The sequence below is a fragment of the Mesorhizobium sp. C432A genome, assembly GCF_030323145.1.
Classification (GTDB): Bacteria; Pseudomonadota; Alphaproteobacteria; order Rhizobiales; family Rhizobiaceae; genus Mesorhizobium.
Genome location: NZ_CP100470.1, coordinates 1,950,352 through 1,971,311, shown reverse-complemented (window position 1 = coordinate 1,971,311; position 20,960 = coordinate 1,950,352). Strand labels below are relative to the sequence as shown.

General features: G+C 59.7%; 14 protein-coding genes. 9 read left to right on the top strand and 5 right to left on the bottom strand.

The window, feature by feature from the left end:
• Positions 1–36 precede the first annotated feature (36 nt).
• Positions 37–705, bottom strand: a complete 669-nt coding sequence (locus NLY33_RS09515; protein ID WP_023707552.1) for an N-6 DNA methylase — start codon at positions 703–705, stop codon at positions 37–39.
• Positions 706–742: 37 nt separating this feature from the next.
• Positions 743–1,351 (bottom strand): hypothetical protein, encoded by a 609-nt coding sequence (locus NLY33_RS09510; protein ID WP_023707551.1) that lies wholly within the window; start codon positions 1,349–1,351, stop codon positions 743–745.
• A gap of 197 nt (positions 1,352–1,548) precedes the next feature.
• On the opposite strand from NLY33_RS09510, the gene NLY33_RS09505 reads away from it, so the two are divergent.
• From NLY33_RS09505 to NLY33_RS09490, 4 genes are all read left to right on the top strand, one after another.
• A complete protein-coding gene (locus NLY33_RS09505; RefSeq protein ID WP_023704300.1) occupies positions 1,549–2,952 on the top strand; it encodes a lipopolysaccharide biosynthesis protein in 1,404 nt (467 codons plus the stop codon).
• Positions 2,952–4,232 (top strand): GNAT family N-acetyltransferase, encoded by a 1,281-nt coding sequence (locus NLY33_RS09500; protein WP_023704301.1) that lies wholly within the window; start codon positions 2,952–2,954, stop codon positions 4,230–4,232. Before NLY33_RS09505 ends, NLY33_RS09500 begins: the two co-directional genes overlap by 1 nt.
• A gap of 76 nt (positions 4,233–4,308) precedes the next feature.
• Positions 4,309–5,460 carry a YncE family protein gene (locus NLY33_RS09495; RefSeq protein ID WP_023704302.1) on the top strand — a complete coding sequence of 384 codons (1,152 nt, stop codon included), beginning with the start codon at positions 4,309–4,311 and terminating at the stop codon, positions 5,458–5,460.
• A gap of 139 nt (positions 5,461–5,599) precedes the next feature.
• Positions 5,600–6,175, top strand: a complete 576-nt coding sequence (locus NLY33_RS09490; protein ID WP_023704303.1) for a cation efflux transmembrane domain-containing protein — start codon at positions 5,600–5,602, stop codon at positions 6,173–6,175.
• A gap of 639 nt (positions 6,176–6,814) precedes the next feature.
• Here NLY33_RS09490 and NLY33_RS09485 read toward each other — a convergent pair.
• From NLY33_RS09485 to NLY33_RS09475, 3 genes are read right to left on the bottom strand one after another with little or no spacing between them, the layout of a single operon-like run.
• A complete protein-coding gene (locus NLY33_RS09485; RefSeq protein WP_023707550.1) occupies positions 6,815–8,359 on the bottom strand; it encodes a patatin-like phospholipase family protein in 1,545 nt (514 codons plus the stop codon).
• A 27-nt stretch (positions 8,360–8,386) separates the two neighbouring features.
• The gene (locus NLY33_RS09480; protein ID WP_023709113.1) at positions 8,387–10,657 is read right to left on the bottom strand and encodes a S8 family serine peptidase; all 2,271 of its coding nucleotides are present in this window, start codon (positions 10,655–10,657) and stop codon (positions 8,387–8,389) included.
• Positions 10,635–11,567, bottom strand: coding sequence for an AAA family ATPase (locus NLY33_RS09475; protein WP_245260930.1), 933 nt, complete (start codon positions 11,565–11,567; stop codon positions 10,635–10,637). Before NLY33_RS09475 ends, NLY33_RS09480 begins: the two co-directional genes overlap by 23 nt.
• Before the next feature lie 398 nt (positions 11,568–11,965).
• Here NLY33_RS09475 and NLY33_RS09470 point away from each other — a divergent pair, with 398 nt between their 5' ends.
• From NLY33_RS09470 to NLY33_RS09450, 5 genes are all read left to right on the top strand, one after another.
• Positions 11,966–12,943 carry a hypothetical protein gene (locus NLY33_RS09470; RefSeq protein ID WP_023707547.1) on the top strand — a complete coding sequence of 326 codons (978 nt, stop codon included), beginning with the start codon at positions 11,966–11,968 and terminating at the stop codon, positions 12,941–12,943.
• Between the two features lie 593 nt (positions 12,944–13,536).
• Positions 13,537–15,621, top strand: a complete 2,085-nt coding sequence (locus NLY33_RS09465) for a sigma-70 family RNA polymerase sigma factor (protein WP_084565729.1) — start codon at positions 13,537–13,539, stop codon at positions 15,619–15,621.
• 2 nt (positions 15,622–15,623) lie between these two features.
• Positions 15,624–17,123, top strand: coding sequence for an ATP-binding protein (locus tag NLY33_RS09460; RefSeq protein ID WP_033002245.1), 1,500 nt, complete (start codon positions 15,624–15,626; stop codon positions 17,121–17,123).
• Complete coding sequence (locus NLY33_RS09455) at positions 17,120–19,972, top strand: Z1 domain-containing protein (protein WP_023707544.1); 2,853 nt, start codon at positions 17,120–17,122, stop codon at positions 19,970–19,972. The genes NLY33_RS09460 and NLY33_RS09455 overlap by 4 nt, the downstream gene beginning before the upstream one ends.
• Positions 19,956–20,960 carry a PD-(D/E)XK motif protein gene (locus NLY33_RS09450; protein WP_023707543.1) on the top strand — a complete coding sequence of 335 codons (1,005 nt, stop codon included), beginning with the start codon at positions 19,956–19,958 and terminating at the stop codon, positions 20,958–20,960. Before NLY33_RS09455 ends, NLY33_RS09450 begins: the two co-directional genes overlap by 17 nt.

Genomic DNA, 20,960 nt, shown 5'->3' with positions numbered 1-20,960 from the left:
ATTTTCTGTCAGCGGATGGCCTTTGTCCTTGAGATACTACGAAAGCTTCAAATGGGCGATCGTATAGGGCGCGATTAGGTACTCAAATCCGTAGAGATTCTTGAGCATGTGCTCGCGCACCACAGCATCCGCCTTGCCTGTCTCCGGCCCGCCTATGTTGTCGAAGATGCGTTGCATCACTTCGAGCAGGAAAGTGCCCGTTCCTGCCGCAAAATCTAACACCGTCACCTTCTTGTGGTCGGCAAGTCCGTCGGCGATTTGAAACTGATTTTTTAGGATGTCGTCTACAGCCCGCACAATGAAGTTAACCACCGGTGGTGGCGTATAGTAAACGCCACGTGCCTTGCGTGTCTCCTTGTCATAGGCTCTCAGAAAGTCTTCATAGAAATAGATGAACGGATCGCGCTCGAAGAGCCGGTGCTCTTCTTCGTCCCCGGCACGGATCTTGCGACTGATCGCCTTGCGCTGGCGGAACGACAGGTCTTCGCGAATGTTAGCTATGGCGAGGCCGTTGACGATCGATAGAATCTCGTCGACCACCCATTTCGCCTCATCATATTCGGTCTCCTGCATCTCCTCCAAGAATCGGACTAGTTCGCGGATCAGTCGAAAAGATCCGGGAATGAAGCGGCGCACGTTGTCGAGCCGGATGATTTCGTCGTCGCTCGCGTTCAACTTTGCGAGAAAGAGACCGTAAGCAAGCATCTGCGCGAACGCGTCGGCGAACTCGGTAACTGTTAGCTCATGGAAGACCTGCTCGCGAAAAACGTCGTAGAGTCCATGTAGTCTCCCTTCTTTGCACTTTTGTCTGTCGAACCAGTTCCTCTGTCAGGTAGTCGCGAAGCAGCTTCGATCGGGTCGCTAGAGCGACCGCCAGTTGCTGTGCCCTTTGCAAACCCTGCGGGGGAGAGGAGAAGAATGCCGCGAGCAGCTTTGACACCGCTTCGGCCTTGTCCGGGTTAACTTGGATCGTGCGGCTTTCGATGTCGTTAGGAAAGGCCAGCGACTGGCGGTCTAGTATCTTGCCGGCACCATCAATGCGGATGAAATGGAAATAGTCGGTGACGACGATATTGTCCGATAGCTTGCGATACTTGACGATTTGGTCGGACTTCAAAATCTTGTCCAGGTTTGCGCCAATCTCTTTCACCTCGACATATCCAAGGATCATGCCTTGCCGCTTCACTTTGAAATCTGGTGAGCCCTTGTCGGCGTCTCGTTTCGGCTCGTGTTGCACTTCAATGCCGGGCGCCATCGCGTCCACAGCGAATGTATTAAGAAAGTTTTCAAGCGCGGCTCGCCCGGTATGTTCCGTTCCGCCATCGCGGTAGTTGGCCGCCAGCGCCTTCAAATACCTATTCGAAACGAATGTCCATGCGCTCCCCCTATTCTAGCAATGAACCCGTAACTGATGTTCTAAGCAAGCGTCGACAAGAAATCGTTGGCCTTTCGTCCGCTCCGGCGGACCGCCTCTCCGCCCACCCTTTCTTAATGTGTCTCCGCTACATCGAAACCTTGAAAAGAGGCGGAAAACGGAGAGACATCGGGGTGCGCTTTTCCGCGGCGACGACGGCCGGGCGGTTCTTGCCGCAGCGCTTGGCGCTGCGCATGGGGCCTCTGCTTGGCCGCATCGATGCGGTGCTGTTCACCGCCGACGAACGCGGCGAAGCCGGCCGCATGTCGCTGATCGCCTTTGCCATCCGCATCGTCAGCGCCGTCATCGCCTTCATCAGCCAGGTGCTGATGGCGCGCTGGATGGGCTCGTTCGAATACGGAATCTTCGTCCTCGTCTGGGTGACGATGGTCATCGTCGGCAACCTCGCCTGCCTCGGCTTCCACACCTCGGTCATCCGCTTCATCCCCGAATACCGCGAACGCAACATGCTGGCCGAGCTGCGCGGCATCGTGGTCGCCAGCCGCCTGTTCGTGCTGATTGCCTCGACCGCGATCGCCGGACTTGGCGCGCTGGGCGTCTGGCTGTGCGCGAACTGGATCGAGAGCTACTATGTGATGCCCTTCATCCTCGGCCTGTTCTGCCTGCCGATGATCGCCATGGGCGACCTGCTGCAGGGCCAGTCTCGGGCCAATTCCTGGGCGTTGTTTGCATTGTCGCCGACCTATCTGGTGCGGCCGGTGCTGATCCTGGCGCTGATGGCGCTGATGCTGGCGCTGGGCTATGCGCCCGACGCCAGGACCGCGATCTTCGCTTCGATCGCCGCCACCTACGCCACCACGCTGGGCCAGCTCATCGGCGTGACCACGCGCATGGGCAGGAATATCCCGGCCGGGCCGATGAAGGTGCATTTCGCCGAGTGGTTCATCGTCTCGCTGCCGATCTTCCTGGTCGAGAGCTTCTTCTTCCTGCTCACCAACGCCGACGTGCTGATGGTCGGCGCCTATCTCCAGCCCAATGACGTCGCCGTCTATTTCGCCACCGTCAAGACGCTGGCGCTGGTGCATTTCGTCTATTTCTCCGTCAAGGCCGGCGTTGCCCAGCGTTATGCGCAGTTCACCCATGGCGAACCGGAAAAGCTCGCCGCCTTCGCCCGCGAGACCGTGTCGTGGACGTTCTGGCCGTCGCTGCTGATGGCGCTGCTGGTGCTGGCGCTCGGCGAACCGATGCTGGTGCTGTTCGGGCCCGAATTCACCGCCGGCTATCCGCTGCTGTTCCTGCTGGTGTTCGGCGTCGTGGCGCGCGCCGCCGTCGGCCCTTGCGAAAGCCTGTTGACGATGAGCGGCAACCAGAACATCTGCGCCGCCGTCTATGCCATGACGCTGGCCTTCAACATCGGCCTCAACGTGGTGCTGATCCCGCTCTTTGGCCTGTGGGGGGCGGCGATCGCCACCAGCCTCGCCATGGTCTTCGAGGCCAGCGCCCTGTCCTTCACCGTCTGGCGCAAGCTCGGCATCGTCATGCTGATCTTCGTGCCCGCTGCCGAGGGAGCCGCCTGATGGCCGCCATCCCGCTGATCGAGGAAACCAGCGGCGGTCCGGCCGGCGCCATGGTGTCCGGCCTTGCCGGCCTAGCGCGCGACGCCGATCCGGCGCATCTCGAGATCCTCGCCAACAACCGGCCGTTGCGCAAGCTGGCGATCTATCCGGCTTCGGCCGGCTTCGAACTGGTCGAGGAACTCGACTATCTGTGCACCCGCACGATCGAGCCCAACGTCTTCTTCAACCCGCGCTTTCTGGCGCCGGCCATGCCTCGGCTGGAAGATCGCGAGGTCAAGCTGGCGGTGATCCGCGACGGCGACGAATACCGCAACCGGCTGCGCCTGCTGGTGCCGTTCTCGGTCGAACGGCCGGCGGTGCCGCTCGGCGTTCCGGTGATGCGCACTTGGTCGAGCCCGTTCGGCCCGATCGGCACACCGCTGGTCGACCATGACGACCCGATCGGCGTCGTCGAGGATTTCTTCGGCATGCTATCGCGGCCGCATCTCAAGTTGCCGAAGGTCTTCGTGCTGCCCGACATGCGCCTCGACGGCCCGTTGGCCAGCGTGCTTGCCACCGTTGCCGAGACGCGCGGCCTGACAATGGTCACCACCGGCAAGGCGGACCGGCCGGTGCTTGAAAGCACGCTCGAAGGCGAAGCCTATCTGAAGGCGTCGCTGCGTTCGCACCATTATCGCGAGTTCCGCCGCCTGAAGCGGCGCCTGGGCGATCTCGGCAAACTGGAACATATCGTGGCGCGTGGCCCCGACGAAATCCGCCACGCCATCGAAAGTTTTTTGACGCTGGAAGCCGCCGGCTGGAAGGGCCGCGAGCGCACCGCCATGGCCATCGACCGCTACCGCGCCGCCTTCGCTCGCGAGGCAGTGCACCGGTTGGCCGAGCAGGATCTGTGCCGGATCCATTCGCTGACGCTGGACGGCCGCACCATCGCCTGCCTGGTCGTCTTCGTCGAAGCCGGCGTCGCCTACACCTGGAAGACCGCCTATGACGAGACGCTGGCGACCTATTCGCCGGGCACGCTGCTGATGATCGAGGTGACCAGGCAGCATCTCGACGACCCCAACATCATGATGACCGATTCCTGCGCCGTGCCCGACCACCCGGTGATGAGCCGGCTGTGGAGCGAGCGCAAGCCGATGGGCTCGCTGGTGATCGGGCTGACGCCGGATGCCGACCGCCTCGCCCGCCAGGCCGCCTCGCAGCTGCATCTCTACCGCGAGACCCGCAACATGGCCCGCCTGCTGCGCAACCGCGTGAAGAGTTTGCTGGGACGGCGATAGCCACTGGATCAACGGCAAGACACCAGCTATGGGTCGGCGCGGCAATTTCGGCCGGCCTTCACGACAAGCCATCCTGATGATCAGAACCTTTTTGCGTCACGCCGGTCCCCGTGCGGCCTTTTCGCTGCTTGCACTGCTGCCTGTCCGCGCCTGGGCCGATAGCTGTCCCGAGGATTGCAGCGAGCCCGCGCCGTCCATCAACATCTACAGCCACACCGCCGCCAGCTATCTCAGCCCGGCCACGCTGGGTGCACTGCCGCGCGTCTATGTGCCGAACCGCTCCTCCAACAGCGTCACGGTGATCGACACCATGACACTCAAGGAAGTCGACAGGTTCCCGGTCGGCAGCAAACCGCAGCACGTCGTGCCGTCCTGGGACCTGAAGACGCTCTGGGTCGCCAACAATGGCACCGGCAAGAACGGCAGCCTGACGCCGATCGACCCGATGACCGGCAAGCCCGGCCCGCAGATCGCCGTGGACGATCCCTACAATTTGTATTTCATGCCGGGCGCGGCCATCGTCGTCGACGAAGCCCTGGAGCGGCTCGATTTCCGCGATCCTCACACCATGGCGCTAATGTCGAGCCTGCCGACGCCCACTTGCCCCGGCATCAACCACGCCGAATTCTCGGTCGACGGGGCCTACGCGATCTTCACCTGCGAATACGGCAATGGCGGATTGGCAAAGATCGACCTGAAGAACCAGAAGGTGCTTGGCCATCTCGACTTCTCGAAAATGGGCATGCCGCAGGACATCCGCCTCTCGCCCGACGGCAAGGTTTTTTACGTCGCCGACATGATGAATGACGGCGTGTTCCTCGTCGATGGCGACAGTTTCAAGGAGATCGGCTTCATCCCGACCGGCATCGGCGCCCATGGCTTCGTCGTCAGCCGCGACGGCAAGCGGCTCTATGTCTCGAACCGGGGCTCGCACAAGATGGAGCAGGGCCAGGCAAAGGGACCGGGCAGCGTGACGGTGATCGACTTCGCCACCCGCGCGGTCGTCACGCAATGGCCGATCCCCGGCGGCGGCAGCCCCGACATGGGCAATGTCAGCGCCGACGGCAAACAACTATGGCTGTCCGGCCGCTTCGACAGTGCCGCCTACATGATCGACACGACATCGGGCGCGGTGACCAAGTTTCGGGTTGGCTCAGAGCCGCACGGCCTGACGGTGTGGCCGCAACCGGGACGGTATTCCCAAGGCCATACGGGGAATATGCGCTAAGTCCGTGTTCGAGGCGCGGCTCGAACGCAAAAGGTCGCAAGGGCAACCGCCCATCGGCCGGGACCCGGAACGAGCAGGGGCTTTCCTTGGAAACCGCGAAGCTGTAGCTCCACACACTGGTTTCGGATACTGCCAGAAGATGAACCTTCGCCGCATCGTCCTCATCGTCGCGCTTCTCAATCTTGCCTATTTCGGGATCGAGTTCGCTGTGGCGCTCGCCATTGGATCAGTGTCCCTGTTCGCCGACAGCATCGACTTTCTTGAAGATGCTTCCGTGAACCTCCTTATCCTGCTCGCACTTGGGTGGTCTGTGCGCTCCCGTGCGCGGGTGGGGATGGCATTGGCGCTCATCCTTCTCATGCCGGGTCTGGCAACGCTCTGGACGGCTTGGGAGAAGTTCAACGTGCCGGTGCCGCCGCAGCCCATCGCCTTGACCTTGGCGGGACTTGGCGCCCTCGCCGTCAACCTGTCCTGTGCCTACATGCTGGCCGCGCACCGGCATCGTGGCGGCAGCCTCACAAAGGCGGCCTTCCTGTCGGCCCGCAACGACGCCTTGGCCAACATCGCCATTATTGCCGCAGGGTTCGTCACGGCCTTGCTCTGGCATTCCGCCTGGCCCGATTTGGCGGTGGGATTGGGGATCGCGGTCATGAACGCCGACGCGGCCCGCGAAGTGTGGGAAGCTGCCCGTGAAGAACACCGTGCGGCGGCCTGAGAGCACGTAGAGCGGGGCTACCGGCCGCCGCTGATTGGCGCTATCGCTGTCATTCGCAGCAGCCGCCGCTGGGTCTTTGTCGAGGCACTGTTCGAACCCGGAGGGTTCGCAAGGGCGACCGCCCGTCGGCCGGTCAGGCCGCCCCATCGGAGCCCGTGAGCGAAGCGAACTGGCGTGAGATCAAAAATGGTGCCCCTAGCCGGGGTGCAAAGATTGAACCTTTTCAATGTCCCATCATGAACGTGGGACAATAAGGGGCCATCACAATCCTTATGCTTTTTGTCCGATGTGTCTCACCGAAATCGACATGAGCATAACTACCGACCCCGAGAAGCGATCGCATACACAAATCGCGCTATCAGCGGAGCTTGCTCCCATCCGCTTCAATGCTGTGGATGGATGAGGAGACTCAACCTTAGCTCTCCCCCAACGCTCCCTACTTCTGGGTAAGAACTTTCTTCGAGTCCGGAGTCTCGACCCGGAGGCCTTTGATTTGCGTGCTCGTGCTTCGGGGGCTGGGATAGCTATAGCGCCCCTCGTAAGCATCCTCGACCACAACCGTCCCATTATCGAGCTTACGGGTGCGGAACGGTGTCTTCTTGTCGCGTTTAATGCCGCTCGGAACCATGGCGCCCTCTTTCAGTTCAGCACTCGACCGACCACGTCGGCCCAGCGCTTTAGGATCTGAACAAAATCAACGCTCGGAACTCCGTCGTTGTCCTCCCATCCTGCTGCTGCAGCAGATTGGTCTGAGTCAATAGATAGTACACCGGCAAGGCTTAATCCACCAATAACACCGTCCTCGACGGTAGGTGCCCGTCGGAGGTCGAAAACTGGCGCACTGGCCACCGCCCGTCGGTTCACCGGGATTTTGTTCCCCTGCGCCCGATTCATGCCGAAGGCCTCTGGGCGAGCTCGAACACGTGACCAGTCAGACACGATGGGTAGCGTATTCCGCACCGCGTCTCCCGGCGGGCCTGCCTCCCGGGGAAGTTGAAGGTCTATGTCCGGATCGCCGCTCATTCCGTGCTGGTACACAATGACAAAGTGATCTCCCCCACCATGGGGGAACATGACGTTGCACCGAATGTCTCCAGATCTGGGAAAGGCCGTGAGGACCTCTTGGGCGAAGCCGGCGAGCACGGTTTGGAACACCGCGCGGTCCCCATAAACAGCCTCCAGCTGGCCGACCGGATCGCTTAGCATAGCTCGGGGGTCGCCAAAGCGTTTCAAGAAGAAGCTCTGTGTCTCGCGTTGACCATCATTGTATAAACTGCGCCGGCGCGCAGAGCTGAGTTCGAAGTCTAAGGTGCGGATGTCGGACGCTATCGGAACCTCAACGTGCATCAGCCGGTTCGAAGTTTCGCGCAGGAGCGCGTCTCCACTCTCCAAGGCTGTCTCCAGCATATCGATCAGGAAGCCGCGAACACCGGCGTCCGGTGGATCCCCTATAGGAAGCTGGGTGGTGAGATCAAATGCAACCAGCGGAAATCCGTCGCGGTCACGCTCGTTGTCAAACAACCACACCGGCAGGTTGCTAGCTAGCCCCCCGTCAACAAGCGCCGCGCGATGCAGCATCACCGGCTGGAAAAGAAACGGGTATGAGCAGGAAGCGCGGACCGCAGTCAACACGTTACGTGTGGGGCTTTCCAGCAGGTCGCCCATGACTACGCCCCTGCGAGTCTGCAGATTTGCAGCCACGACGCGAAGCGGCTTGCACCCCAGCTGCTGGAGATCAGTAAACGTAATCTCGGGACGATTTTCCAGCGATCGGTGTTTGCGGACGATGAACTCGCGCAGCTTCCGTTCGAGCCGGACGCCGGAATATATGCCCTTGGCCGTCAGAACCTCGCCCATTTTTTTGCGCGAGGTCAGCACGCTCCAGCCTGCCTTGGCACCGCCGAAAAAAGACTGGACAGCGACCAATTCATCTACCATCCCACCCCAGAACGGCAATCCAGCGCCATTATCATCGAGGAGCTCATTGAAGTTCAGCTCATCACACATGACGCCAAGCAATTCGTCAGGGGTGTAGCCGACGCTGGCCAGCAGCGCTACGATGCTTCCGGCGGAAGTTCCTCCGTAACCGACGAACTCGACGTTCATCTCCGAGGCACCCTTAAGGCACCCGGCGAGCGCGGCTCCCTTAACGCCGCCGCCGTCCAAAACAGCGTACGCCTTCATCGCTCAACCTGATTTCGTGTGGGGGTCCTAACGGGCCTCAACGGAGACTTCCTGATCTATAACGGCGCTTTGTACCCGGTTGCCCATAGCCCGGACGAAAGTGTCAAACGTGCTCGCATCCCCGTTTGCATCCTGCATTGTCAAGACGAAAGCGACATCGTGGTCGCGCTCGCGGGCTGTGACGGGATTGTCCCTGGCGAAAACATCTCGCTCGAATGTACGCGCATACACGCGAAGTCGTCGTCCGCCAAGCCCGGCCGACGAAAGCCCATCTTTGCGCGTTCGGTCGTTTGGGTGCGTGAACCGCCCCTCATAGCAGCGCGTCGGCTGCCATTTAGCGTCCTCAGATCGCGCGAGGCCCTCGGCTGTTTCGACCGGCAAGCCACCAATGAGGCGCTTCCATTGCCCCGAAGGGTTCTGAAACTGCAGGCCGGTCTGAATGCGACTTGCAAAATAGTTGCCGCTACCGGTCAGAGTAACCTCCGGTGCAAGGACCGCGGTCAGCCGGAGCCGCCCAACCAAGTAATTGCGATCGACCATGGTGGAAGGGAGGGCGACATCATTCCAGTAGTAATAGGCCCCTGCCTTCATCCGCGCCTTCCACGCCAGAACAACCGAGCCGGGCGGGCTTTCCCACGGCGCCGCATGAGTGATGGGGCTACCGAAGCCAAGCTCATGGTGAAAGGTGCCAAGGTCGCCTGCTCCAATCAGGATTGCTTTCACTAGATCCGAATTTGGATCTTTCAAATGCCTCCACGTGTGGGCTGCTAGACGTGACACCAAGGGCGCTGCGTAGCTCGATCCTACAAGCACGCTTCCGTCCGGAAGGCCGTGATTTGAAAACCAACTTAGCTCCGGCTTTAGCATGTTGTCAGGGCCGAGTCCGGTCCGGCACGCCGGACAAGCGCTGGCAACCTGGCCATGCTCGTCGTGCGTACGCCCCGTTACCACGATACCCGCCTCGCAGTCGGCCGGCGGTGAGATGCGACACTTATCAGTGCCATCCCTATTCCCTGCAGAGATCACCAGCGTGTTGCCGAACCGCCTTGCGATCTGGGACAACGAGTGCGCGAGCGCGCTGACCTCGAATTCATCGCAGGCTTCTGCAAGATTAGCTGAAACGTTCCACACCTTTGTATTGGGATGATTAGCCATTGCGCTGGCGACATGCCGCAGGAAATCGCCCGGATCGAACAACCATGGCACGCCGTCCGCCGCGACTGCCTGGACAACTCCGACTCGGCAAGGCAGAGCAGGTACCTGCAACTCGTTGCCCCAACGCTCCGCCTCGACGATCAATGAGGCCACGTGCGTTCCGTGATCGCGGGCCGCGTAGCGATCCGGAACGAGTGGCGGCTCACTCCAGGCGGTCGCATGCTCATAGCGTCCCGGGAGCAAACCTCCGTCAACCACCCCGACGATCGGCGCACCACGCACATTGGGCGGATCTTGGCTCGGCAGGCTTATCTGACTGGCCCGCGTCGGTACCATCGGCTGCACCGGCTCCCACTTCACGATAGACCCGGATGCAACTAACCGCCGGAGCACGTCAACCGACGAGCATGCCACGGTTACGAAGTGCTCGCGTTTACCGACAACGGCACGGAGCGCATCGATCGAAGCAGGAAAGGCCGGCGTGGGCATAAGTGCGAAGAAATCAGTGTCCGGTTCGGTTTCGACCTCCTCTTCGTTCTCCGCGAGGCCGGCCCTCCGCCACTCGTGAACCATCTCCCGGTGAATTTCGTTGACAAGGCCAACCCGTGCCGCCTCTGTCCGGAACGGAGCCGGCGCGCCGAGGAAGAGCCGAGCGGTGCCATCTATTACAGTGGCGCGTTGCCAGAGCGCGTCGAAGTCTTCCTGCATGAGATCATTGGCGAGCAGCGAGACGGCTCGGATACGGGATACGTCGACTCTCGTCGCAATTGGAAGTCGTTGACCGCTCAAACGTTGGGCGAGCTTGCCCAATGCTCCGATCTTCAGCTCAGCCAGATAGCCGCGACGCCACGGCGCGACGAGCTCGGCATCGTATTCAGCCGAGAAGAGGTCCCGCGGCGTATAGCTAGGCGCAGCCGAGTAGTCGTCCATCGTAACGCGGACGATCACTCGGCCTGCTTTGGCGCAACGCTCTAGCTTTGAGCTGGCGGACAGCGCTCCAAACTGCTTAATGAGCCGCTTGCGCCGACGCTCGAAATGCTCTTCGCGAATATCATTCGCGCCTTTGCCACCACCCGGAGCAGGTTTCGGCTGAGGCGGCGCGACAAGAGTTAGCAGCGGATTAAGAACGGGCCGACGCGCCATCTCGGTTCTCTCCTTCCATTTTCACCCGTTCGCCTAGGGCGCGAACATACTCGTCAACTCGTTGGCGGGAGACGCCCACCAGGCTGGCCATCTGGGCGCGAGTCATCCTGAATGACAGAAGCGCGCGAACGAGCTGCCTACGTTCTTCCCCGGCCAAAGGGCGTCCTGTTGGAACCGTCATGGCACCAGACCGGCTGGCAAGCACACATCGAACCAGATCGTCGATAACAATCGGTGTATCACCAATTACCGAGGCCCGGCGTGCGCCGAGGGCAAGTTCTCGAATGTCTGCGGGGGAAAGGCCGTCGGAAATCAGGCCCAGTAGTTCGCTGAGGCCTAACTCTTCGTCAGGCACGAGGAAGAGCTTCCAAAGCTCTGAGCGGAGTTCTGCCCCGGGAAGCTTCATTTCGATCCGGTAGGGGAAGCGCCTCCAGACAGCGGGATCGAGCAGACTAGGATGATTGGTCGCGGCGATGACGATCGTCTGATCATCAAGGTCATCCAAGCCTTGGATAAGTGTATTCACTACCCGTTTCAGCTCACCGATCTCGCGCTGGTCGTCACGCATTTTCGCAATCGCATCGATCTCGTCCAAGAGCACGAAACCCGAGTGCTCCGAGACATAATCAAAAATACCCCTGATGTTTTTTGCGGTGTCGCCTAGCAAGGAAGAGATAGTTGCGTCGAGGCGGGCCACTTGGAAGGGTTTGTTCAGGCGACTTGCGATGTGACCGGCCAGTAATGTTTTTCCAGTGCCTGGAGGTCCGCACAGGATCAAACGCAGACCGGACTCGATCCCAGCGCGCGAAAGCCGATCGGCGTGAGTCGCGTCTTCTATAAACCGGGTGACGACTGCCTCCGTTTCGCGCTCCATAAGGATGGGTGTGCTCGGAAAGGGGTTCTCGTCCATGAGTGGCAGCCGGCTGCGACCGTCCACAGGAAGCTCCTGAACATAGCCAGAGGTTCGGAGCGGAGCGGAGCGTCGTCTAAGCACGCCACGAAGGCGCGTAGCATGCTCAGACTGTCCATCTTCGGAAAGTCGGCGTACAAGCTCGGAGCCCGCACGACGCAACGCAGAAAAGTCCGCCCCCATGGCCGCTTCGACCAGGCCGATGATTGTGTCCGCGTCTTCGGCCGCAATTCCGCGGCCTTCCGTCCGCCTCATTTCAGTGTCCAGTCGCTTTGCCTTAGCCATATTCATCCACCTGCAAGCCTTCAACCCGTCGCATCCCTTGACCACCCTTATGCAACAAAGTAAAGCATTTTGGCAAGGGATGTGGCCCAATTCTCGTTATAAGAGCGGAATCAATGCAACAAGATTTGCCGTTTAAGCAAGGGGAATCGGAGGTTGGCGCAACTGCTGCGGCAGACGTGCGCCGCCTTGCACTCGAGGTCATTGCGACGCTCGTCAACATAAAAAAGACGGCTGCGGATCAGTTGCTGCGGAATGCCGGCGTCAGCAACGATTTAATCCGCCGTTTCCTCACCGAAAGAGATCCAATCACCGGCGAAAAGCGGTCCAAGAGGGAGGCCGGCATTGTAGTGCTCGATGAACTTGCGCACGCCGGCATGGATGCCGAAGTTGTGCGCCGCTTGATCGCGATCGCAGCCGAGTGGAATGCTTTTCACTTGGCGCAGGATGAATACAAAGCTCGAGCTGTAGTTCAGAAAGCCCGCGAGATCGCGGGCGTCCTAGCAGACGCAGATGCCCGCGAGCGAACGCTAGAGCAGAAGCGAGCATTTGATGACGAAACTCTACGGAAAAGACAAGCTGCCCAAGTGCTTCAGCAGCAGAGCGACCTCCTGCTCGCTCAATTCGAGCAGGCCTCGATTGACGAGGACGTCCATAAGCGCGGTTATCTACTACAGGATCTTCTCAATCGACTATTCGACCTGCATGGCTTCCCGGTCACGCGTGCCTTCCAACGCAACAGCGGCGGGGAGCAAATCGACGGCGCGTTCGAGCTTGAGGGCTGGCACTATCTGGTGGAATGCCGCTGGCGCGCGAAGCTCGCAGACATCCGCGACCTGGACGGCCTTCTTGGGCAGGTGAGGCGGTCCGGCCGACAAACGATGGGCCTGTTTCTGTCGATCAACGGCTGGTCCGAACATGTCGCCGGCCTGCTCAAACAGAACCCGGAAAAGAGTATCCTTTTGATGGAGGGATATGACCTACGCTCAGTCTTGGCGCGGCAGGCGGACCTGCGAGAACTGATGAAGGCCAAAGTTCGCGCTCTGAACCTCGACTCTGAGCCCTACTTTTCGGTGGCGCGGCTGGTGAAGTAGCTAAGGCTGGCGCCTCCAATTGAGGGGACCAGCGCGGTTTGCAATTTACACAATTGTCATGGTGGAAAGCGCGTGCATGGGCGGGCCATGTTCGACGGCCCAAGCTCCCAATCCATAATCTTGACCGAGCATCATAAGTATCGGGGAAGACCTCAATGGCAACCTGATTGACGTGATTATCCCAAGGTTCGGTCCCATTGCGGTGCTGTTTGTTCGTGACGGAACTCAACGATCCATCACCACGGCCGCGGTCACATGATTCTAATAGACCACACCAGCTGGCACGACGTGCCGCGCATGCTTGCTGGAAATCCTACCTATAGGAATTCTCCCCGCTCGGCCCCACAACCCGCCCGGACGTGGTGAGCTACGCGTGGAGGTGGCCCCAATTGACAATGATGGCGTTTCCCCTATGCCATTGCACTTCGTATATTGCGCGGACTCGTATTCGTGTCCTCACTGTGGCCGTGCAGCACTATGCCGGCGCTGAGGCGCAAATAATATATGTTTTTTGACTGCAACGCTTGCTTGGGGGGCACGTCGAAGCTTTCCACCATTGGAACCGCTACGGCCTGCCTGCAGGGTATGGACTGATGAACAGAGAGGTATCTCCTAGGGGAGGTGATACCCTGGCAATGCTTCGGCCGCTCGACGCTGCGGAGGTCCGTTTACTCACGGACGCCCATGTGTCGGAGATTCGAGAATTTGCTCGCTCTGCGAGACTTCACGCCTTGGACAGTAAAAGCGAAACACCACTCCATATTGCTGCTCGCTGCGGCAAACTCGCTCTTTGCGACCTGCTCATCCGACACGGCGCTGATCCAAACCTGAGAAACGTTGTCGGCGAAACTGCTGCAGAAGTTGCTGCGGTCGAAGGTCATATCGGGCTGTCGCAGCTTCTTCGTGCCCTAGAAATCGACACCGGCAATACGATCCATGAGACGCCCGCGACGGTCGTATCATCGCCATCCGCGACCGCAGTTGCAGACTATACGGAATACGATCTGTCATTTGAAGCGGAAGCGGACCCGGAAGCATATCGGACGCGGGAACGCCCCGGCTTTTCCGACAACAAGCAAGCGGCTTTCAGTCCGTTTAAGCCTGAACCGGTCGATGGCGCCCCTGACTGGCATCTCGATCTCTCCGCGACCCCCGTCGCAGGAGAGGGAATAGGTTCAGCTGTTGTTGCGCTGCCAAACGTTGCTGCCGACGACGAGTTCTTGGTTACCAAGAGTCGCGGTCGTAAGTCGACCAAGACAGCGACCCTCTCTGTCGGGACCAGGATGTCCGTCGACTCTGCCTATGTCGAGGCATGGGCGTCAGAGGCGATTGAATGTAGCCGCATACCTCAGTCGGACCTCGAGGCTTTGATCTCGGCATGCCGTGGTAATGCGGACAGAGGTGATTTATGGAGAAACATAGCAGGCATACTGGATTTTGCCGGCCATCAGCAGGTCGACGATGACGATCTAGGGCTTTGGAATGCGCCGGTTGCGGTCGATGGGGAGGATTTGGCGGAAGCATTGGAGGTCACCCTTACCCGCCACACACGGCTGCCAGGAAGTGGTCGTTTCCACATGGATCGCGCTGATCAAGCAGCACTGATAGCTCCCATGCTCCAAACGAAGGGAAGCTTGCATCTAGCGCTTGTCTCCAATGAAGAAGCCGTCCGCGCAATCCTGCGGTTCGTTGAAATGGTCTTGGCCGGGCAGCAACGGCCCGAATACCTTACGTTGCTGGCCGTGTTTCCCGAGCGCGAAAACGACCCCGGCAGCATGGTACTGCGTGAAGTTGCCGACACCCTCCGTGTTGTCGCCAGCGGAAACTCGGCCATCGAAGGCAAACGAAGACGCGTTGCCATTCAGGGACTCGAACGCCTCGATCTGAGTGCGATATTCTTCAAGGCAATCGGCAAATACCTGTCAGAACAGCCAGGGCAGCATAACGCAGCGAGCGCTATCAACGAACTCATTGCCGAGATGGATAGCAGGACGGCGCGCTTGCTCATGGCGCATCTTCCTTACGCGCGGCGCTTTGCTTCAAGACATGCCGAAGACGGCGAGGATCTGGAGGACGTTTTCCAAGTGGCCTTCACCGGCTTGCAAAAAGCCACTCGCCGCTTTGATCCCGATAGGGGCACACCTTTCTCCTTGTACGCCAGCAACTGGATGCGGCAGACGGTGACTCGCTGGAGGGCCGACGAACGGGCGATGATACGCATCCCAGTCCACCGGCACTCCGATCTTGCCGCATTGGATGAGGCTCACGATCGGCTTGAGCTGGTTCTTGGACGAACTCCAACAAGCGAAGAAATTGCCTTTGATCGTGAGTGGAGCCGCCAGCACGTTGAGAAACTTTTGGACACGCCTCGAGTGCAAGTCGACTGGGACGAACTCGGGCTTGAGTGGCTCTCTGCCCCTGCGGACCAAGAGGCTCGGGTGGAAGAACTGGACACAGCGACCGTCGTGACCGAAGCGCTAGGCGAACTGCATGACAGAGAGGCGGACATCATTCGAAAGCGATTCGGTTTTGATGAAGCAGGGGAAATGACGCTTGAGGAGGTCGGGCAGATCTATGGCGTCACGAGAGAACGCATTCGGCAGATCGAGGCAAAAGCCCTACGCAAGCTATCCAGTTCCGCGCGCGTAAGGCGCCTCCGCTCGCTCGTGGGAGCATGACGGTGGGTGTTCGCAACATTCCGCCGCACGCTGGCGCGATGTTCGAGTCGCTCCGCGGCTTGGGATACACGCCATCAACGGCGCTTGCTGATCTGATCGACAACTCTATCGCGGCGTCAGCCAGCAAAGTGGACATTCAATTTGAGTGGGAGGGCCCGCAAAGCTGGATACGCATCACAGACAACGGCTTAGGAATGGATGATGAGGCTCTCGAGGCCGGCATGCGTCTAGGTGCTAAAGATCCACGTGCTGAACGAGCCAAATCCGACCTTGGGCGGTTCGGCCTTGGGCTTAAGACTGCAAGCTTTTCGCAGGCTCGCCGGCTCACGGTCGCCAGTCGTCGCAGCAACGGTCGGATAGTCTGTCTGCGGTGGGATTTGAACCTGCTCGACCAGGAACAACTACCTTGGCCGCTATTCGAAGGGCCGGCGCCCGGGTCGGAAGCATTGCTAAAACCGCTCGACGATATGGAGCAGGGGACGATCGTTCTCTGGGAAGATCTCGATCGTGTGGTCACTGACGGCTTCGCGGCGGCTGACATGATCGAACTGATCGATCTTGTCGAGGTCCATCTTGCCATGACGTTTCACCGGCTCTTGGAAGGGCCAGGGGCCCCCATGCGGCTGACGCTGAACGCCAAGGCAGTCCAGCCCTGGGATCCATTCCTGACCGGGCACCCAGCCAAGGCTTGGGAAAGCGTTGAATTTCGAATCCTGCATTCACCGGGGACCTTCGTGCAGTGCCATGTCCTTCCGCATAGGGACATGCTCAAGCCCGCGGAGCAGGAGAAGGCCGCAGGTCCCAGTGGGTGGACGCTGCAGCAAGGCTTCTATGTCTATCGCAACAAGCGCTTGCTGATGGCTGGAGGCTGGCTCGGACTTGGTGACAATGGCCGTCTATGGGTTCGAGATGAGCCTCATCGGCTTGCCCGCATTCGACTCGACATCCCCAACAGCGTCGATAGCGATTGGAAGATCAACGTCCTGAAGTCCGCAGCGAATCCACCCGTTCGCCTGCGCGATCAGCTTCGTCGACTGGCTAAAGAGACGAGGGAGAGTGCCCGAACGGTGTTTGCCCACCGTGGACATGTTTCATCCGCCTCTGGCGGCCGTTCGGACGGCGTAAAGGACGCATGGCAAGTCAGGCGTTCCGCGAACGGCACATCGTATCGCATTGCTCGGGATAACGATCTGATCGCCTCGATCCTTGATCGCGCCGGTCCGCTCAGGCCTGACATCGTAGCGATGCTCCGCCTGATCGAGGAAACAGTTCCCGTCCAGCGCATTTGGCTGGATACCGCTGAGGACAAAGAGACGCCGCGGACAGGCTTCGCCGAGGCTCCGACGGAAGAGGTCAGAGAAACCCTTGGCTCCATGTTCGACGCCTTGGTCCGCTACAGCGGATTAAGCGAGGAGGAAGCACGGCAACGCCTTCGTCGAAGCACCGGCTTCGAGCGCTTCCCTGAACTCATTTCATCACTCACACTTATGGATATTGCATGAACGAGAAGGCATTCGATTCCATCCTTTCGATGGCTCAGAACATGTTGCGCCGAGCTTCCGAGCGAGAGCAATCAGCCATAACCCCGGAGATGATCGAGCGGGAGTTGAAGAAACTGGAACTCGTGGCCGGCGAGGACTTTGAGGAGATCGATCGCGACGCCCTGGTGGAGGAGCTGATCCGTCGATCCAGTCGAACGGTCGGCGAAAATGCCACGCTGTCGAGCGGCGAGGATCATATGCCGTGGCTGACATCCGACCGTAAGAAGGGCTGGTCCTATTGGCGGCGCTATTCGGAGTACATGGAGAGCCGGCTACCATGGACGGCGCTCGACGCACTAGACGTGGCCACCGATGAAGTACTCAGCCAGCTCGAAGACCCTCGACGCGAGGGGGCTTGGGATCGTCGTGGTCTCGTGGTCGGGCATGTGCAATCCGGGAAGACCGGGAACTACACGGGGCTGATCTGCAAGGCGGCCGATGCTGGTTACAAGATTATCATCGTGCTTGCCGGCCTGCACAATAACCTGCGGTCGCAGACTCAGATCCGGCTTGACGAAGGCTTCCTCGGGTTCGCAACGATCTCTGATGGCGACGAACTACCAGCCGTAGGCGTTGGTTTGATCGATGCTGACAGCTCGATTCGTCCCAATGCTGCCACCAACCGAAGCGATAGCGGCGACTTCAATACGCAGCTGGCGGCTCGGATGAATGTTAGCCCGGAGCAGCGCCCGTGGCTTTTCGTGATCAAGAAGAACAAGACCGTTCTCGAACGACTACTGCACTGGATCAGGAACCGTGTCGCCAACCACACCGATCCTGTGACCGGCCGCAAACTGGTTACGAATCTGCCTCTGTTGGTGATCGACGATGAATCCGACCATGGATCCGTGGACACGGGTGAGGACGTGGTCGACGAGTTCGGGAACCCCGATGTCGAACACCAGCCGACGACGATAAATCGACTGATACGGTCTGTTCTACATCACTTCTCGCGCAAGGCTTACGTGGGGTACACCGCCACTCCGTTCGCTAATATCTTCATTCATGACCGGGGCGAAACGGACGAGCATGGGCCGGACCTTTTTCCAGCTGCCTTCATAACCAATCTGGCTGCCCCATCGAACTATGTAGGCCCTGGGCGTGTCTTCGGCTCCGCGTCCAGCACGCCGGAGAATCTGCCTCTGATCCGCCCCCTCAAAGCCGACGAATACCTTCCATGGATGCCACAAAGGCACAAAAGCCATTGGCGCCCCAGATGGAACGGTGAGGACCGGATACCCGATTCATTGGCGGAAGCAGTCCGCTCATTTGTCTACGCTTGCGCGGTCCGAAAGCTGAGAGGTCAGGGGAAAAAGCATTCCTCCATGCTGATCCATGTCAGCCGATTTACTGCTATCCAGGCAACGGTGGTGAGCCAGGTCGCCTCGTACGTTCAGGATCTCAAGGGACGCTACTCTCGGTCCATCGATCTAGCGTCGGTTGAGGAGCTGATGCGTCGTGAGTACACGGAAGTATTCCTGCCGGGGATGATCGCCATCCGAACCGCTCTTGTGGAAGGCGAGGTACTGAAGGACTTCAGCTGGGATGAGGTTCGGTCGATCCTACCGGACGTCATCTCCGACATACGTGTTCGGGAGATCAACGGAACAGCCAAGGACGCGCTCGACTATGTGGACAACGAGGCCACCGGTCTCAAGGTGATCGCGGTCGGCGGCGACAAGCTGGCTCGCGGCCTCACCCTCGAAGGTCTTTGTACTAGCTATTTCCTGCGAACTGCAAGGATGTACGATACCTTGATGCAGATGGGTCGCTGGTTTGGTTATCGCGACGGATATCTGGACATCTGCCGACTGTACACTTCCCACGAGATGATCGAGTGGTTCGGACATATTGCAGACGCGGCGGAGGAACTGCGTCAGGAGTTCGACAACATGGTCGCGGCCGGTTCGACGCCGAAACAGTTCGGCTTACGAGTCCGGTCGCATTCGGTCCTCACCATCACTTCGCGCGCCAAGATGCGAAACGCAAAGGCCATGCAGCTCACTTATGCAGGTGATCTCCTCCAGACGATCGTCTTCCCGAATACCAAGCCCGAGGTCCAAGCGAATTTCGATGCAACCCAACGGTTCTTATCTAGGCTTGGCGCGCCGATCGACTTGGACCAGCAGGCCTACAAGCCTGAGGGCCAACGATGGAACGGTCACCTTTGGCGAGCTGCCGCGTCGCTGGACGTGATCACCTTCCTCCGGCAGTACCAGACGCATAGTGCCAGCTTTCGTATCATGAGCCCACTCATCGCCGACTTTATCGAGGAAATGAACAAGGACGGCGAGTTAATTAGATGGACGGTTGCCTTGATCGGCAAGGAGGGTGACGCGATCAAAACAATCGCCGGGCACCCCATTACGATGCTGGATCGCAAAAGAACGGTCGACCATCCGGATAGGTACTCCATCAAGGTGTTGATCTCACCGCGTGACCAAGCTATCGACCTCTCCGAGGCGCAATGGAAGGGAGCCTTAGCGCGAAGCCAGGAGACTTGGCGCAAGGGAGACGCCGAACGGAACGAGGGAAAGGAACCGCCCAAAGAGCCAAGAGGCCCTGAGATTCGCCGCGTGTTGGGCGACGGATATCCGGAGATGGGCGTGCCGCCGCGGAGAGACCGCGGTCTATTGATGCTGTACCTGCTCGATCCAGAAGAATCTGGGGTCGATGCTCTCAAGGGTGCCGCTCCAGTGGTCGGTTGGGCAATAAGCTTCCCCTCCAGTGTATCCGAGCGGCGGGTGTCGAACTCTAGATACGTCGGGAACAGCGTTCTTTGGGGGGAAGTGAATGCTTGGGTGGACTGAGGAGGGACTCGCCAAATCGTGGCGTGCGTTGGCGAAACAGGAGTCGAACGAGGACTGGCGCTTTGTCCACATGACATCGCTTGGAGAGGTGTCGATCGAAGCGGGCTGCTATTTTCCTGCAGGCCGCGAAGCACTGATCGTGGCATTCCCAAGGTCTTGGCCGATCGACTCGGCACGCCTCCCTGAAGGCGCTGGTTTCGATGTGGTGCTTGTCACAGACAGGGCCGCTTTCTCTGGCCGCACTGCAATTGCCCTCGTCCGTCGTGCGGAGGGCGCACCTGACATATTTGCGGCAATGACCGTCAACGTTTTGCGCGCTCTCGAAAGGACTGCTGGCGGCAACGCCCAGACCGTGGTGGACGCCTTCATCGAGAGAGTGGCCGAGTGGCAGGCGTTCATGGCGCGCCGTCACCGTCCGCTATCTCCTGAGGCTCAGGTCGGTTTGATGGGCGAGCTCTGGATGCTGAACAGGCTGTTGGATTCCTCCTTGGGACAAGACGCCTTGCACTGTTGGCTGGGTCCGATGCGTGCGGCACAGGACTTCCATATCCGTGGTGGTGCGCTCGAGGTGAAGAGCACTGCAGGTGGTGGTGGCTTTCTGGCTCGCATCAACAGCATCGAGCAGCTAGATACTGACAGGGCGCCGCTCATTCTGGGTGCCCTGCGGTTCGAGGAACGCGACGATGGTCAGTCGCTCGTGGACGTGGTTAAACGGCTCAGGGACCGCTTGATAGAAACCGGTCATCGCCGTACCTTTGATGCTCTTCTCTTGATCCTTGGCTATCTCGACGAGCATGCGCAGCACTACGGGCGAGTGTTGGCCCTAAAGGAAGTCGGCGCCTTCCTGGCGACCGATGACATGCCCAGACTGCGGAGAGCCAATCTTCCCGCTGCAATCAGGTCCGCAGCCTATGTGCTCGACCTCGACGCATTGAACGTGCCCGCGCTGGCGTTTACTGACGTTCTCAACGCTTTTGAATTGAGCTGA

Excerpts from the sequence above, each read along its gene's own strand:
- NLY33_RS09485 (WP_023707550.1), bottom strand. The coding sequence starts at position 8,359 with ATGAAGGCGTACGCTGTTTTGGACGGCGGCGGCGTTAAGGGAGCCGCG.
- NLY33_RS09470 (WP_023707547.1), top strand. The coding sequence starts at position 11,966 with ATGCAACAAGATTTGCCGTTTAAGCAAGGGGAATCGGAGGTTGGCGCA.
- NLY33_RS09450 (WP_023707543.1), top strand. The coding sequence starts at position 19,956 with ATGCTTGGGTGGACTGAGGAGGGACTCGCCAAATCGTGGCGTGCGTTG.
- NLY33_RS09490 (WP_023704303.1), top strand. The coding sequence starts at position 5,600 with ATGAACCTTCGCCGCATCGTCCTCATCGTCGCGCTTCTCAATCTTGCC.
- NLY33_RS09455 (WP_023707544.1), top strand. The coding sequence starts at position 17,120 with ATGAACGAGAAGGCATTCGATTCCATCCTTTCGATGGCTCAGAACATG.
- NLY33_RS09515 (WP_023707552.1), bottom strand. The coding sequence starts at position 705 with ATGCTTGCTTACGGTCTCTTTCTCGCAAAGTTGAACGCGAGCGACGAC.
- NLY33_RS09475 (WP_245260930.1), bottom strand. The coding sequence starts at position 11,567 with ATGGACGAGAACCCCTTTCCGAGCACACCCATCCTTATGGAGCGCGAA.
- NLY33_RS09495 (WP_023704302.1), top strand. The coding sequence starts at position 4,309 with ATGATCAGAACCTTTTTGCGTCACGCCGGTCCCCGTGCGGCCTTTTCG.
- NLY33_RS09465 (WP_084565729.1), top strand. The coding sequence starts at position 13,537 with ATGAACAGAGAGGTATCTCCTAGGGGAGGTGATACCCTGGCAATGCTT.
- NLY33_RS09480 (WP_023709113.1), bottom strand. The coding sequence starts at position 10,657 with ATGGCGCGTCGGCCCGTTCTTAATCCGCTGCTAACTCTTGTCGCGCCG.
- NLY33_RS09500 (WP_023704301.1), top strand. The coding sequence starts at position 2,952 with ATGGCCGCCATCCCGCTGATCGAGGAAACCAGCGGCGGTCCGGCCGGC.